The following is a 15788-nucleotide window of genomic DNA, read 5'->3' on the forward strand; positions in this document are numbered from 1 at the left end:
GGCCAAGGACATTCGGACCCAACTCGCAGAAGTCGGCGTAAAGTCTGAACAGATCGGCCGTCTCGGCATCAGCCACAACCATTTCGACCATGTCGGCCAGGCGGCTGCATTTCCGCAGGCGACCCTAATGATCGGCGCGGCCGACCTCGCGCAGTTCAAGACCGATCCCCTGCCCTTCGCAGTCGATCCGGCCTTCATCAAACCATGGCTAGACGGCGGTTCGAAGGTCGACGCCATCTCGGGCGACCGCGATGTGTTCGGAGATGGATCGGTGACCATCCTTTCGACGCCCGGCCACACGCCGGGCGAGACGAGCCTGCTCGTTCGTCTGGCAGAAAAGGGCGCTGTCCTGCTCTCCGGCGATGTCGCGCATTTCGAGGAACAGTTCGAGAACCGCGGCGTGCCAACCTTCAACTACGACCGCGCGGAAACGCTCGCTTCGATGGAGCGGCTGACGGGGATTGCCAAGGCGCTCGATGCCACGCTAATCGTGCAGCACGACGCAAAGGACATCGCCAAGCTGCCGGCCTTCCCGAAAAGCGCCAGGTAGCGACATTCGATACCCCCGGCTGGCCGAAACGCTGGCCGGGTTCGCGATTGCTTATCGCTCGTTAGTATCCTAAGGGTCCGGAACCGTTGCGGCGCGCTCGGGGCTTGCCAATCTCATGTTCCTGCAAATCGGTTTCAATGATCGCGCACTCTGTCGGGTATGCCTCAGAGGCGGCCTTTAGCACAGCCTGCAAGCGGGTCATGGGCCACTCACCCAGGCGACAAATGCACCAAGCCACAGCCTCATAAGCGAGGCGAAAGACGGCTGGGTCTGTTTCAATTCCCCGTTCCGAAGCCCGGTTTCCCGCTAGACATAACTTAGAGCCAGCCCTATCGTTTTTCATCGTGATCGCCACAACCGGGGGAGAGATCGATGTCCGAAGAAATCAACCTTGACCGCCGTCACCTGTTCGGTATGGCTGCATTTACCGCGGTAGCAGTCGAGCTTGGCTTTGCTGACGCAGCCCATGCGGGGTCGGACAAGTCCACTACGAAGGCGAGCACCACCATCCGCGCTGGCAGGCACACATCCTTCGAATCTATGAAAAGCATCAAGGCCGGGGACCTCGAAATCGGTTACGCCGAGGCTGGTGCCAGCAACAAGCCCGTGGTCCTGCTGCTGCATGGCTGGCCTTACGATATCTATAGCTATGTCGACGTCGCGCCGCTGTTGGCCTCGGCCGGTTATCGGGTGATCGTGCCCTATCTGAGGGGTTATGGCACGACTCGATTCCTGTCGGAGGACACACCACGCAACGGCCAGCAATCTGCCTTGGCCGTCGACATGATTGCGTTTCTCGATGCGCTCGGCGTCCAAAAAGCAATTGTCGGCGGCTACGATTGGGGTGCCCGCACCACAAACATCATGGCCGCCCTATGGCCGGAGCGCTGTAAGGCGATGGTGTCGGTGAGCGGCTATCTCATCGGCAGCCAAGAGATGAACAAGAAACCTCTGCCTCCCAAGGCCGAGCTCGCCTGGTGGTATCAATTCTATTTCGCCACCGAGCGCGGCCGGCTGGGCTACCAGGCCAATACGCAGGACTTTGTTCGTCTGATCTGGGAGACTGCCTCGCCGACCTGGCAATTCGACGACGCCACCTTCGCTCGTTCGGCCACGGCTTTCGACAACCCGGACCATGTCGCTATCACCGTCCATAATTATCGCTGGCGGCTGGGCCTGGTCGAAGGCGAACCCCGCTTCGACGCATTCGAGGAAAAGCTTGCCAAGAGCCCGGTGATCACGATCCCGACGATTACGCTCGAGGGGGACCAGAATGCCGCGCCGCATCCGGAGCCTAAAGCTTATGCTGGCATGTTTTCCGGCACGTACCAGCATCGCAACATCACCGGCGGCATCGGCCACAACCTGCCGCAGGAAGCCCCGGAGGACTTCGCGCAGGCGATCATCGACGTCGACCGCCTGTAACCGAGCGATGTCTGGCCGGTCAATGCTGTTCCCAGGCTTTGAAATGCCAAGGGCGCTCGACCCTTTCGGAGAGCGCCCTTGGCCGACCCGGATAACCTCGACGCACGACATGGCCGTTGCAGGAGGCAATCTAAACGGGCGATGAACCATGGGTGTGGGCTGTCTTCCCAGTGGCTGCAGGGCGATTTCAGGCCAGCTTGGCAACGGCGGCGATCCTTCTGCATATTATCTTCATAGCGGAAAGTCTTCCGAACTCGTCGATATGCACGATCAGCGAACGGAACTTTGAGCCGCCAGCATTGCGGCCGCCTTTGTGTATCCGCCGCCCATTCCATCGAGGAAATGAAGGTGGGAATTGCTATTTCCGGAGGGTACCAAGCAGGTCATCAGGGCATGGGACTGCCGATGCAGCCCAAAACTGACGTCTCTACGTGCTCTGGCCGCGGCAAGAAGGACTTCGACCATCTCAATCTGTTCGGGCGTACAGTCCAATGTCAAACGCAAGACATCGTCGTACCTGCGATAGTCAGAATTCGAAACGACATCCGACCACCCTCTTCCACCGAGATAATCTGCCATATCCTTTGAAAGGACTATGTCATCCGGCACGGGATGTGAACGTCGCTCCCCCACGTCAAAAATCGCCAGGATCTGTTGTGCCAACTTGGCGAAAATCTCGGGGCGCGCGTGATCGCGAGGTTCCACCAGAAGGGAGAGTATCTCACCGCGCTGGCTCGGGATTGGTGCCCATTCACAGGTCAATCCTCGCAGGTCCGGTGTCGCGAGCGCCGCGCTGGGCGGGATTCCATACTTACCCGCCTTTATCTGCCGATCAGCCCAGTTCAGCCCCCCTCCAGCAAACATTGCATATTGAGCGGCCTCGGATGCGGCGAATTGGGCCGTCCTCACATCGTTTCCGCTTGCCCGAATTTCCTTCACCGAGACCAACCCCGCCCGCAAACCAAGCTGGAGCACATCGCGGGCATAGGCTGAAGTCTGCTGGAGAACGATCGTCGCCGATGCCAGCCGGTCGGGATGCACGGCGAACGCAGCACCATCGCCGCGGAACACGAATGGAAAGTCAAAACTGTTCCACGCATTCCCTAGAGCCGCGATTGCGGATGCGCCAGCGTAATTGACATCCTTGTAACGCCCCGATGCGATTGCCGAGGTTGAGCCGATGACATCGGTTATTCCGACAAGCCATTCATCTGGCAACGGCTGGTAGATCGCAGTGTCAAGCAGGTCGGCGAAGTCATGGTAAGCCTCGCTCTGCGTGTCGAACTTTAACATTGGATTGCCTCCAGACCTTCTCATGCCATTCGGGTGAACGATGGCTCGATAGCTCGACAGTTACCGGGTCTGCCGGCTTCCTGCCGACAGACCCGAAAGGCTGCGTTTAGATAAGGTTGGTCACAACATTAACGTTGCCGTGCGTTGCCTTCGAGTACGGGCAGATGCTGTGAGCGGCGGTGAGCAGCTCGCCAGCGATCACAGGATCGACGCCGGGCACGCTGACATTGAGGCGGGCGCTCAGGAAGTAGTTGCCGTCATCGACGTTCAGATCGATCTCGGCATCGACCGCGATCCCGGCCGGGAGCTTGATCTGCCTCTGGGAGGCGGCAACTTCGATGGCACCCATGTAGCAGGCCGACCAGGCGGCACCGAACAGGTTTTCGGCGGCCGGATGCGGCTGCTTCATCTTGATGTCCAGAAAGCCATCGCCGCTGCGGGCTCCACCGTCGCGGCCATTGGTGTTGTGCGTCTTGCCAGTAAAGAGAACCTTGTGGGTCATAGCGAATTTCCTGTCCTAGTTTTTGATGATTGAGCGTCTGCACCTTGTGCTGATCCAAGAGGTACGCCACCGAGACCGGAACCGCACGTTAGGCGTTGTTAGACGTCAATAGCTGCGATTAACGACACCTGGGAAAATCTCGAGCGGAGGCATGCGAAACACTGTTCCAGCAGTGTTTGAGGAGCGGTTGCCGGCGTTGAGTGTTGGGCCTCTATGAACATCTAACAACGCCTAACGTGTGCATTCGACGACCTCGGCGTACCTCTTGGTAGCCGCACAGAGGTGCGGACGATCAACCCGATCTTACCGAGGAGAATGACCATGACCGCAATCAAGATTGACGTTATCGACGAGGACCGCCGCCGCCTGTTGGGTGCCGCTGCATCCGGGATCGCCGTCCTGGGCATTGCCAGCTTGCTTCCCGCATATTCCAAGGCCGCGACGGGATCTGACGCCATCCGCCCGTTCCAGGTAAACATTCCTGAAGCGGATCTCGACGACCTTCGCAACCGCCTCGCCCGCACGCGGCTGCCTGAAAAAGAGACCGTCGGCGACTTTACCCAAGGGGTACCGTTGAAGACGRCCAAGCAATTGCTGGATCACTGGCAGAACAGATATGACTGGCGCAAGGTCGAGGCTCGGATCAACGCCGTGCCGAATTTCATCACCGAGATCGACGGGCTGGACATCCATTTCATCCATGTCCGCTCCAAGCACGAAAACGCACTTCCCCTGATCGTGACGCACGGGTGGCCCGGTTCGATCATCGAGCAGTTGAAGATCATCGGGCCGCTGACAGACCCCACTGCCCACGGCGGCAGCGCCTCGGATGCATTCCATATCGTCATCCCGTCGATGCCGGGATACGGCTTCTCTGGAAAACCTGAAGCGACGGGTTGGGGACCTGAACGCATTGCAACCGCCTGGATCACTTTGATGCGACGCCTGGGCTACACGCAGTTTGTCGCGCAGGGAGGCGATTGGGGTGCAGTCGTCACCGACATGATCGGCGTGCAGACTCCCTCGGAACTTCTCGGCATTCATACCAACATGCCGGGCGCCATCCCCGACGCCATCAACAACGCTGCCTTTGCCGGCGCGCCGACTCCAGCAGGCCTCTCGGATGAAGAAAAACATTCGTACGATCAGCTCGTCTTCTTCTACAAGCATGTCTCCTACGCATTTCTGATGGGAACGCGTCCGCAAACCCTCACCGGATTGACGGACTCTCCGATCGCTCTTGCGACCTACATGCTCGACCACGACGGCGCGAGCCTGGAAATGATCGCCCGATCATTCGACGGCCAGGATGAAGGCCTCAGCCCTGACGATGTCCTCGACAACGTGACGCTGTTCTGGCTGACGAATACTGGCGTATCGGCTGCGCGTCTGTACTGGGAGAACAAGCTCGCATTCTTCGCTGCGAAGGGGGTCAAGGTGCCAGTCGCCGTAAGCGTCTTCCCGGACGAGCTTTACCAGACACCGCGTGCCTGGGCCGAAAAGGCATACCCAAATCTCGTACACTACAACAAGCTTCCCAAGGGCGGACATTTTGCAGCCTGGGAGCAGCCGAAGCTTTTCACCAACGAGGTGCGTGCCGGATTTCGCAGCCTTCGGAAATCCGGCTGAAAATACGCTGAAGCCTCGGCGCGTGCACGGCGCGCGCCGATTTTTCCAACGGGCGTTAGGACCCAAGAAACATGTCCACGAACAAGACCAGGCATCTGATCTACACGGCTACCACCGAAACCACTGGGGGACGCAAGAACGGTGTCGCCCGCAGCGCGGACGGTATGCTCGACATCAGGCTCTCGGATCCCGGTTCAACCCGCATCGGCACCAATCCCGAGCAGCTCATGGCTGCCGGCTGGTCGGCGAGCTTCGCAAGCTCCCTGGCACAAGTGGCTCGACAGACCGGAGTGAACCTGTCCGCCAATGTAAAGATCCATACCGAAGTGGACCTTTCGTCGGACGACGATGAATTTGTTATCGGCGTTCGTCTAGTCATCCAACTTCCCGGTCTGGAACGCGATGTCGCTTCGACTTTGATAGAAGAAGCACGGCGGATCTGTCCCTTTTCAAGGGCCACACGCGGCAATATCGAGGTCGATTTTACGATCCTGCGCACCTGAGGCTGCCGCTGCAACGGATCATCCTCGATGGCGCCACCAAGGCCATTGGAGTATAAGCAGCCAATTGGAGCGACTGGGGCGAACGACATGAACAGTTTCGGCGATGCCAATGCCGATGACCTATCGTTCGGTCCATTCCGCTTGAGCGTCAGTCAGCGACTGCTCGCAAAAGACGGGACTCCGATCGACCTGGGTGCGCGCGCCCTCGACTTGCTGGTTGCTCTTACGCTCGCCCCCAATGTTGTCGTCAGCAAGAAAGACCTGATGTCCCGCGTCTGGCCGGACGTCATCGTCGATGAAGGCAGCTTGCGTTTTCACATGACCGGGCTGAGGAAGGCGCTGGGCGACGGACAAGACGGCGCACGCTATATTACCACTGTCGCCGGAAGGGGATATTGTTTCGTAGCGCCAATCTCTCGATCCGGCCCCTTACGACAGCGATCCGCCAACGTCGATTTCCGCCATGCCCTACTGCCTGGCCGACTTGATCGGATGGTCGGACGAGAACAGGATATTCTGCGTCTGGCGGAAAAGTTGATGACGTCGCGAATGGTCACCATTGTCGGCGTCGGTGGCGTCGGAAAGACCACCGTCGCCACTGCGGTCGGGCATCACCTCGCGCCCACGTTCAATGGGGCTGTCTTGTTTGCCGACTATGGGATGTTGAGCGATCCGGGGCTGGTCGCGGCAGGGATCGCCTCGATGCTCGGTCTGCCAGTCGGATCCGACGACGTACGTCCCAGCCTGATTGCCTACCTGCGCGATAAACAAATCATGCTGATCCTTGATACCTGCGAGCACTTAATCGATGCCATTGCGGATCTCGTGGCAGCGATTATCGAGGCCGCGCCGCAGGTGTTTCTCCTCGCAACGAGCCGCGAGGCGTTAAGGATCGAAGCGGAAAGCGTTTACAGGCTCGATACCCTGGCTTGCCCGCCGGATGACCCGGAACTTTCCACCGAGGCCGTCCTGTCCTTTCCAGCAACGCGGCTGTTCATCGATCGCGCTGCGGCGAGCGGGGCGGCCCTCGATCTCAGTGACCAGGATGTTCGCGTCGTTGCAAGCATTTGCCGAAAACTCGACGGCATGGCGCTCGCATTGGAACTCGCCGCCCGCCGCGTCGAGAGCTATGGTCTCCATCAGACCGCCACGCTGCTCGATCGGCATTTGACATTGGGGTGGGCAGGATCGCGAACAGCTCCGGCAAGACAAAAAACCTTGCAGGCAACGCTCGACTGGAGCTTCGGGCTTCTCACAGACGTAGAGCGCCTCGTGCTCCGGCGGCTGGCGGTCTTTGTCGGGGACTTTACGCTCGACGCCGCGCTGGAGGTGATTTCCACACCGGAAATACATCCCACAGCCATTTTCGATGCGATCGACAATCTGGTCGCCAAATCGTTGCTCGCAACCCATCCGGTGGGCGCGATGATGCGCTACCGCCTGCTCGACACCACACGGGCCTATGCGCTCCAATCTCAGACCGAAGAGGATCGCGCCGGATTGGCATCCCGCCATGCGACCTATTATCGACGTTGGCTGGAGCAATTCGGACCTGATTGGGCGACGTTGTCGACAGGTCCGGAGCGGCTGCCATACTTCGTGAGCATCAACAACGTCCGAGCGGCATTGGAGTGGTCTTTCGGGGAACATGGCGACATCGACGTCGGCATCAAGCTTGCGGCTGCCGCGGCGTCGGTTTTCCAGGTGATGTCGCTCTTTCCAGAATGCCAGCGTTGGTCGCAACGCGCCCTCCTCGCGCTGGATGACACGTCCAAGGGAAGCATTGAGGAAATGCACCTGCAGGCTGGTCTTGGAATTTCCCGGATGTATTTGCAAGGCGGCCGCGAAACGTCGCAGGCCGCTCTCAGTCGCGGTCTCCAAATCGCCGAAGAGCGGGGCAATGCGCTCGACCAGTTGCGGATATTGGGCCCGTTGAGCATGTTCAGCCTGCGTATCGGCGATTTCAACGCTGCCCTTCATTATGCGCGCCGTTGCTCTGCAATCGCTGCAACTGTGGACGATCCTGCAACTGTTGAACTGGGTCACTTCCTTCTCGGTAATTCGCTGCATTTCACGGGCGATCTCGTCAACGCGCGGATTGAACTTGAGGCCGCAGCGAGTAGCGAACCGAGGTCTCGACGAACCCCTGCCAGCTACGTGGGCTTCGAAGGAAAGCATCTCGCCGGAGGAATTCTTGCCCGAAACCTGTGGCTGCAAGGCTATCCGGTGCAAGCTGACCTTCGGGCGCGCAAGGCGATCAGCGATGCAGCGAAGCTGGACCATTCCCTTACCTTGTGCATCGCGCTTCTTGGCGGCATTGCTGTCTTCCTGTGGCGGGACGATCTGCCGAGTGCCGAGGAGCATATAGAATGGTTGATCTCGCGCGCAGGGCTACACTTCCTGTCACCATACGTGTCCGTAGCTCAAGGTTTCAAAGGGGAAGTCGCCATCCGCCGAGGAGACTTGAAGCTCGGGATCGAGACACTGCGTCGATGCATCGAGAAGCTTCATTCGGCGACGTATGAGGTGTTTACGACCATGCTCGAAATCTCGCTCGTCAAGGGACTGGTGGCGATCGGCGAGTTCGACGAAGGCATGGCCAGGATCAACCGAACGATCGAACTCGTCGAGAAGAACGGAGACCTCTGCTATCTGCCGGAATTGCTGCGCGTTAAGGCAAGACTGTTGTTATCGACGCATTCATCCGGAGACGACGTCGAGGCGTGCTTGGCGTTGGGAATCGCAAAAAGCGTGGGCATGGGCGCGCGCGCGTGGGAGCTACGAACTGCGACCGACCTCGCTGCGCTCTGGATTGGTGATGGACGGCTTCGTGATGCGCGGGCATTGCTGAAGCCGGTTTTCGAACGATTTGATGAAGGCCTGGATACGACGGATGTCAGCGCAGCGAAAACACTGTTAGACGGGCTGTCATAGCCTCCGTTAAGAGGACCCACCCACATTGAAAGGATCTGAGCCGGCGACCACGCTGTGGAGCCATGCTGAGATGCGACTTGCAAGGCGCTTCAAACATCGGCCGCCCCTGTGATCGATCCTCAGTCAGTCGCGGCCTCAATCGATCGCGGCCCAGATGATGACGTGAAGGCGGCACTGCTCGATGCAGCCGACATGATCCGGACGCTGAAGATTGTGCTGGATGCGAAGGTGGACGTTTTGCGCGGCGAGTGAGCCCGATGCGGCCCGCCAATTCGCCAGTTGCCTGGCCAACCTGTCCCGCCAATGGTTTGCCGGGCTTGTCGCGATGCGATCACTCAATATTATGCAATCTAACAATAGACCCAAAATTGTGCATTGAAAAACCCCTAAAATTGCAGTGTAGTAAGACCTCTCTTGGAGGAGAGAGTAATACATTCCATATTTGCGGATGAGTGTTTCAAGCTATACTGTGAGCCATATTGAGCCGCCATCTGGAAACGGATGGCGGCTTTTTTGTTGGTGATATGACGCGCGTCGGCTTCGCGTTGATGGCGTTGATAGGCCCGATCTAGCGCTATTTCTTCCACGCCACTCCTTGGACATTACCGCATGTGGTATTTCCGCCTCATACAGTAGCATTGCACTGCGCCGCACAACCATCGCGAACAAATCGGCTGGCGAATAACGGGAAAGGCTCCTATAGCTCAATCATGAGGTGCGGCTTATACATGCCGCGTCGGGTGTTCAATTGCTGGGGGCATACTTTTGAAGCGCTATATATTTTGCGCCGCGATGAGCACGGCCTTGATGCTCGGTCCTCAATCAGCCTCCTCCGGGGACATGTTTCCTCCCAAGGAAACGGCATCCAGCTGGTCGGGCTGCTATGTTGGCGCCAATACCGGCTATGGTCGTGTAAACGCGGACGCCACCGATACGCCGTTCCGCGACGGCCCTTTCGCGGGGTCGGGCAGCGCGTGGAACGACCCAGCCTCCGAAACAATTGGCATGGATGACAGCGGCCTGATGGGCGGTGTCGAGGCAGGATGTGATCGTCAGTTCGACCTTGGCGATAATGCCTTTGTGCTCGGCGGCGTCATTGATTTCTCGCTGATGAACCAGGGGGCGTCCGGCACATCGGCGATCGAGAGCGACACGCGCACGAGCTTCGACATGGACTGGGCTGCGAGCGCGCGCCTGCGCGCCGGCGTCGCCGCATCCGATGTCCTCTTCTACGTGACGGGCGGTGTTGCGCTGGCCAATATCGACGTGCGTGCCTATGATCGCGTGACCTTCCCGACGCAAGGGCTGATGGACGTTTCGGGCGGCGGTACGGAAACTGGCTGGGTAGCGGGCGGGGGCGTCGAGTGGCGCATCAAGTCGAACTGGTCGATTGGCCTTGAATATCTCCACTATGATTTCGGCACCGTGACTGCCACGGGCGCCGCCATCGAGCCGGCGGGGGCTTTCCCGCGCTTCGAGAACGATGTCGACGCCGATGTCATCCGCATCGGCTTGAAGTGGCGGATGTAATGGCGCTCGTTTCCGCTGGGCGCCGCATCCGTATTCAGTGTTTCCAGCCATTCCGGCCACGTCACCTTCATATTGAACAACGATACAAGCAGTAGGCCGGCAAACCGGACAATGCACCATCTGCGCATTGCGGTTAGCTCGGGAACGATTCCGCTTAGTAATTCCGACCTGACAAATTTTTTAAAGCCAATGCGCCCATTTTGACGGGGCGATCGCAAGCAACGCAGCAAAAACAACGATGCGGCCTCAGTCCGTTTAAACGCGACGACCGCTGATTAGGCTGGAGGTGACGCATGTTCAATTTCACCAATCCCGATAACGAAACCGACGGCGGCTTGCTGGAGCTGGACGGCGTATCGTTCATCACCTCGACGGATGTCGGCGGCACGACCTATGTCTTCACCGCCGGCGCGGTCGATAACGGGATCAGCGTTTTTGCGCTCGGCCTTGATGGCTCGCTGACCAACGTCTCCAATGTCACGGATGGCGGCGGCCTGAACCTGGTCGGGGTGAGCGGCCTGTCGACGATCGCCTCGAACGGCAATACCTATCTGATCGCCGCGGGCGCGGGCGATAATGGCCTCAGCGTATTCCGGGTTGGCACCAACGGCGCCCTGACCAATGTCGATAATGTCGGCGACGGCGGCACCCTGAACCTCGGCGGCGTGTCGCGCGTGGCGACGGCGACGGTTGGCGGCAATGCCTATGTGTTCGCAGCCGGGACCAACGACGACGGCATCAGCGTCATGCGGGTGGGAAGCGACGGCAAGTTGACCGAGGTCAGCAACCTCGCCGACACCGGCGCGATCGAGCTGGACGGCGTCAAAGGCCTGACCACCGCGGTGATCGGCGGCAATACCTACCTTTTCGCGGCTGGCGGAATCGATGATGGCCTCAGCGTCTTCCTGGTTGCAGCCAATGGCAGCTTGACCCACACGAGTTCCGTCACCGACGACGCCACTCTTAAGCTTGACGGTGCCTCCGACGTCGCAACTGCTGTGGTCGGCGGTGTCACCTATGTGTTCGTCACGGGCACGGCCGACAGCGGCGTCAGCGTCTTTTCGGTCAACTCGTCGGGTATCCTGACCGGTGTAGACAACATTTCCGACACCGCAGGCCTGCGTCTGGCCGGCGCCACCGGTCTTTCCGTCTCCGTCCAGGGCTCGACTACCTACCTGACGGTCGGCGGCACCGAGAACGGTGTCAGCGTGTTCAAGGTCAACGCCGGCGGCACACTGACTTTTGTCGACAACAAGGACGATGCCGGTTCCTTGGAGCTTGGCGGCACGACCGTAACCACCACCGCCACCGTTGGCGGGACCACCTACACCGTCGCCGGCGGTTCCACCGATGACGGCGTTAGCGTCCTCGGCTCCCACCCCACCGGACAGCTCTGGTATCTGACCCAGGGCAACCTGCCCGACGCGCGCCTGGTCTATGTCAACAGCGACGGGCTCAATCACACCACGGTGTTCGACAACACTCCGAGCCTRGACCTGGGCACCAGCTTCCCCGAAGACGTGGTGCTCGACACCGCCGCGGGTCTGTTTTTCGTATTGTCGGGCGGCGGCGACGGGTCGAACAGCCGCATCCTGATGGGGCATATCGGCAGCACCACGCCACCGACGGTCGTCGAGACCTACAATGCGACTGACGACCTCGTCTATGCGATGCACATCGATCCGATCAACGAGAAGCTCTATGTCAGCTATATCGATGTGGGTGCGGGCTTCGGCAACAATACCCAGGGCATCAAGGTCTACGACTACAATCCAACGACAGGCGCACTCAGCAACGAGCAATTCCTGGTCACCCAGGCGACGGCCGGCATCACCTCCAGCGCCGCCGGCGGCACGGGCCTGTTCATTCCGCGCGATTTCGATTTCGATTTCACGCGCGGCTTCGTCTATTTTACCAACGTCTCGCTGGGCGACGGCGTCGAGACCAACGAGGTTTACCGCCTGGACCTCAACAACATCACCGCCCCCGCGGTGAAGCTGGTCCCGCAGGCGCAGTTTCCGCTTGACGGCGACGGCACCGACTTCACCACGCTGAACGGTATCATCACCGACGTCGAGATCGATGTCGATTCCAACCGCGCCTACTTCATCACTCATGCAGAGGAACCGGCCGACCCCGCTGCCGAGAATGCCATCTGGATGGTAGCCAATGCCTCGACCATCAATGGTTCGAGCAACGCCGTCAAGGTGACTGTGGTGGGCGTCAACGCCGCCGACTTCTATCCAGGCGACATGACGCTCGATGAGGTCAACAACATCCTCTATATTGAGACGGAGAACGTCAATGACGGCGGGGTCGCCGACGACGACGTCATCTGGGTGTTCCAGCTCGACGCCGCTGGCACGACCGCAACCTTGATTAATACCATCTCGCCGGGCTTCAGTAACACTTCCAACATTGGCGGCATGCAGTTCAACGCGCTACCGATCTTGAACGGCCTCAACGGCACCGGTACGATCATCAACGAACAGCAGGCGGCCGCGACCACCCTGCTGACCGGTGCGCCGACCATCACCGATTTGGATGGAGATCATCTGGCCAGCGCCACGGTGCAGATCACCGGCGGTAAATTCTCGTCCAACGAGACGAGCAACAGCGACGATCATCTCGGCTACGGAGCCGCCAAACAGATTTCCGGATTGATCAGCGGTACCAACATTACCCTCAGCTGGAACGCGACGACCGAAAGCCTGACGCTCACGGGCTACGATACGATCGCCAACTATCAGGCAGTTCTAGCGGCGATCACCTACTGGACCACTGGCGATAACCCCACCAACTATGGGCTGAACACCAATCGGACCATTACCTGGACCGTCAGCGACGGCACGCCTGACGTGCCAGGCGGAAGCCAGAACAGCGGCACGACTGTGATCGACATCGGCGCAGTCAACGACGCACCGGTCAACGGCACGGTTTCCAGCGCCACCGGCAACGAAGGCGCCAGCATCGCCGTCACCGGCCTGCAGATCAGTGATCCCGATGCCAATCCGGCGATCACGAATATCACCGTCACCCTCTCGGTGACCAAGGGCGTGCTGACGCTCTTGACCAATGTCTCCAGCGGCCTGACCAGCGGCGGCGTCTCGGGCAACGGCACGGCCACGGTCACGCTGACCGGCACCCTCAACGAGATCAATGCCACGCTGGCAGCGGCCAACGGAGTGCTGTACCTGGGCAACGCTAACGTCAACGGCACCGACATCCTGACGGTGGTGACCAACGATGGCGGCAACACCGGCTCTGGCGGCGCGCTCTCCGACACCGACGGCTACGCCATCACCATCAACGCGGTGAACGACGCCCCCCTCGTGGCCGGCGACGGCACCGAAACCCTGGCCGCGACCAACGAGGACGTGGCCAATGCGACCTTGACCAACACGGTCTCGTCCCTGTTCAGCGGCCAGTTCACCGACGCCAACGACCAGGTGTCGGGCGGCAGCTCGGCCAACGCCTTCGCCGGTGTGGCCGTGGTAGCCAACGGTTCCAGCGCCAGCACGGGCCAGTGGCAGTACTATAACGGCTCGAGCTGGGTGAACGTCGGCGCGGCCTCGACGGCGGCGGCGGTGACGATCGCCGCCAGTGCGCCGATCCGCTTCCTGCCGGCCACGGACTACAACGGCCCGGCCCCGAGCCTGACCATGAAGCTGGTCGATGCTTCCGGCGGCGCCCTGACCAACGGCGCGGTCGTCAACACTACCACCAGCGGCGGTTTGACGCCCTACAGCGTCGGCACGGTGGTGCTCGATCACGCGGTCACGGCCGTCAACGACGCGCCGACCATCACGGGTGGCTCGGCCGTCAGCCTGACGACGATCGGCGAGGACTCCGCGCCCGGGGCCGGCCAGACGGTCTCGTCGCTGTTCAGCAGCCATTTCTCGGATGCCAAGGACCAGGTTTCCGGTGGTTCGTCTGCCGACGCCTTTACCGGCGTGGCAGTGACCTCCAATACCGCGACCGCCAGTCAAGGTGTCTACCAGTACTTCTCGGGCGGATCGTGGCATGACCTGCCGGCCGTCTCGGCCGCCAGCGCTTTCGTTCTCGACAGCAGCACCTTGGTGCGCTTCGTGGCGGCCGCCAACTATTCCGGCTCCCCGCCCAGTCTGATCGTCCACATGATCGAAGACTCCTCAGGCGCGGTGACCACCGGCGCGACGGCGAACCTGTCCACCACCGGCGGCTCGACCGAGTACGGCGCGGCCATGACGCTGGGCATCACGGTCACGCCGACCAACGATATTCACACCGGCGGCGCCAGCGTCATCGGCACGGCGACCGAGGATCAGGTGCTGACTGCGGTCTCGACTATAGCCGATCCGGACGGCATCGGCACTCTGCACTATCAGTGGCAGCATGATGGCGGCTCGGGCTTTGTCAATGTTGGCGCCGACCAGTCGACCTATACGCTCGGCGATGGTGACATCGGCGGCGTGGTCCGTGTGGTCATCTACTACACCGATGGCGGCGGTACGGTGGAATCGGCAACCAGCGCTGCGACGAGCGCAATCACCGCCTTCAATGACGCCCCGACCGGCGGCGCATCGATCACCGGCACGGCGACCGAGAACCAGGCGCTGACCGCGGATACCTCGACCCTGGCGGACAGCGACGGCCTTGGCACGCTGCACTACGACTGGCAGCGTGACACCGGTTCGGGTTTCTCCAGCACCGGCGCCGCCGATCAGGCGACGTATACGCTGGGCGACCTCGATGTCGGCGGCGTGGTTCGAGTAGTGGTTAGCTACACTGACGGGCAGGGCTTCGCAAACAACGTCACCAGCGCTGCCACCCCCGCCATCGCCGGGGTCAATGACCCGCACACCGGCGGCGTGTCGATCACCGGAACGGCAACCGAGAACCAGGCCCTGACGGCGAACACAGCAACCCTGGCCGATGCCGACGGCCTGGGCACGTTGCACTACCAGTGGCAGCGCGACACCGGCTCAGGTTTTGTCAATGTCGGTACCGATCAGTCGACGTACACGCTTGGCGACGGCGACGTCGGCGGCATCGTCCGCGTGGTCGTCAGCTATACCGACGATCAGGGCTTCGCCGAAAGTGCCACCAGCGCCGCCTCCCCTGCCATCGCGAACGTCAACGATGCGCCGACGGGCGGCGTGTCGATCACCGGAACGACGACCGAGAATCAGGTTTTGACGGCGAACACCGCTGCCCTGGCCGATGCCGATGGTCTCGGCACGCTACACTATCAGTGGCAGCGCAATACCGGTTCCGGCTTTGTCAATGTTGGGACCGACCAGGCGACCTATACCCTGGGCGATGCCGATGTTGGCGGCGTGGTTCGCGTGGTCACCAGCTACACCGACCAGCAAGGCACAGCCGAGGCCGTGACCAGCGCCGGCACAGCCGCGATCGCGGGGGTCAACGACCCGCATACCGG

9 protein-coding genes are annotated in these 15788 nt (G+C 60.6%); 7 read left to right on the forward strand and 2 right to left on the reverse strand.

Annotated features, from left to right (window positions below; all coding sequences use genetic code 11):
* On the forward strand, nucleotides 1-550 hold a 550-nt coding region (locus AC1D17_RS24485; protein WP_477567889.1), incomplete at its 5' end, for an N-acyl homoserine lactonase family protein.
* Between the two features lie 372 nt (nucleotides 551-922).
* Complete coding sequence (locus AC1D17_RS24490; RefSeq protein ID WP_477567890.1) at nucleotides 923-1975, forward strand: alpha/beta fold hydrolase; 1053 nt, start codon at nucleotides 923-925, stop codon at nucleotides 1973-1975.
* A 270-nt stretch (nucleotides 1976-2245) separates the two neighbouring features.
* Here AC1D17_RS24490 and AC1D17_RS24495 read toward each other — a convergent pair whose 3' ends face one another.
* Together AC1D17_RS24495 and AC1D17_RS24500 are read right to left on the reverse strand one after the other, a co-directional pair.
* Complete coding sequence (locus tag AC1D17_RS24495; RefSeq protein ID WP_477567891.1) at nucleotides 2246-3268, reverse strand: DUF3095 family protein; 1023 nt, start codon at nucleotides 3266-3268, stop codon at nucleotides 2246-2248.
* Nucleotides 3269-3374: 106 nt separating this feature from the next.
* Entirely contained in the window at nucleotides 3375-3770 is a 396-nt protein-coding gene (locus tag AC1D17_RS24500; protein ID WP_477567892.1) for an Ohr family peroxiredoxin, read from the reverse strand.
* A gap of 321 nt (nucleotides 3771-4091) precedes the next feature.
* Here AC1D17_RS24500 and AC1D17_RS24505 point away from each other — a divergent pair, with 321 nt between their 5' ends.
* The 5 genes from AC1D17_RS24505 to AC1D17_RS24525 form a co-directional block, all read left to right on the forward strand.
* Complete coding sequence (locus AC1D17_RS24505; protein WP_477567893.1) at nucleotides 4092-5399, forward strand: epoxide hydrolase family protein; 1308 nt, start codon at nucleotides 4092-4094, stop codon at nucleotides 5397-5399.
* Between the two features lie 71 nt (nucleotides 5400-5470).
* On the forward strand, nucleotides 5471-5902 hold the full coding sequence (locus AC1D17_RS24510) for an Ohr family peroxiredoxin (RefSeq protein WP_477567894.1): 432 nt from the start codon (nucleotides 5471-5473) through the stop codon (nucleotides 5900-5902).
* Between the two features lie 87 nt (nucleotides 5903-5989).
* A complete protein-coding gene (locus AC1D17_RS24515; RefSeq protein ID WP_477567895.1) occupies nucleotides 5990-8836 on the forward strand; it encodes an ATP-binding protein in 2847 nt (948 codons plus the stop codon).
* Between the two features lie 807 nt (nucleotides 8837-9643).
* Nucleotides 9644-10366, forward strand: coding sequence for an outer membrane protein (locus AC1D17_RS24520; RefSeq protein WP_477567897.1), 723 nt, complete (start codon nucleotides 9644-9646; stop codon nucleotides 10364-10366).
* Between the two features lie 293 nt (nucleotides 10367-10659).
* Nucleotides 10660-15788 (forward strand): beta strand repeat-containing protein (locus AC1D17_RS24525; protein WP_477567896.1); only part of this gene is annotated, 5129 nt, incomplete at its 3' end.

Source organism: Pararhizobium sp. P1_E7 (genome assembly GCF_056405855.1).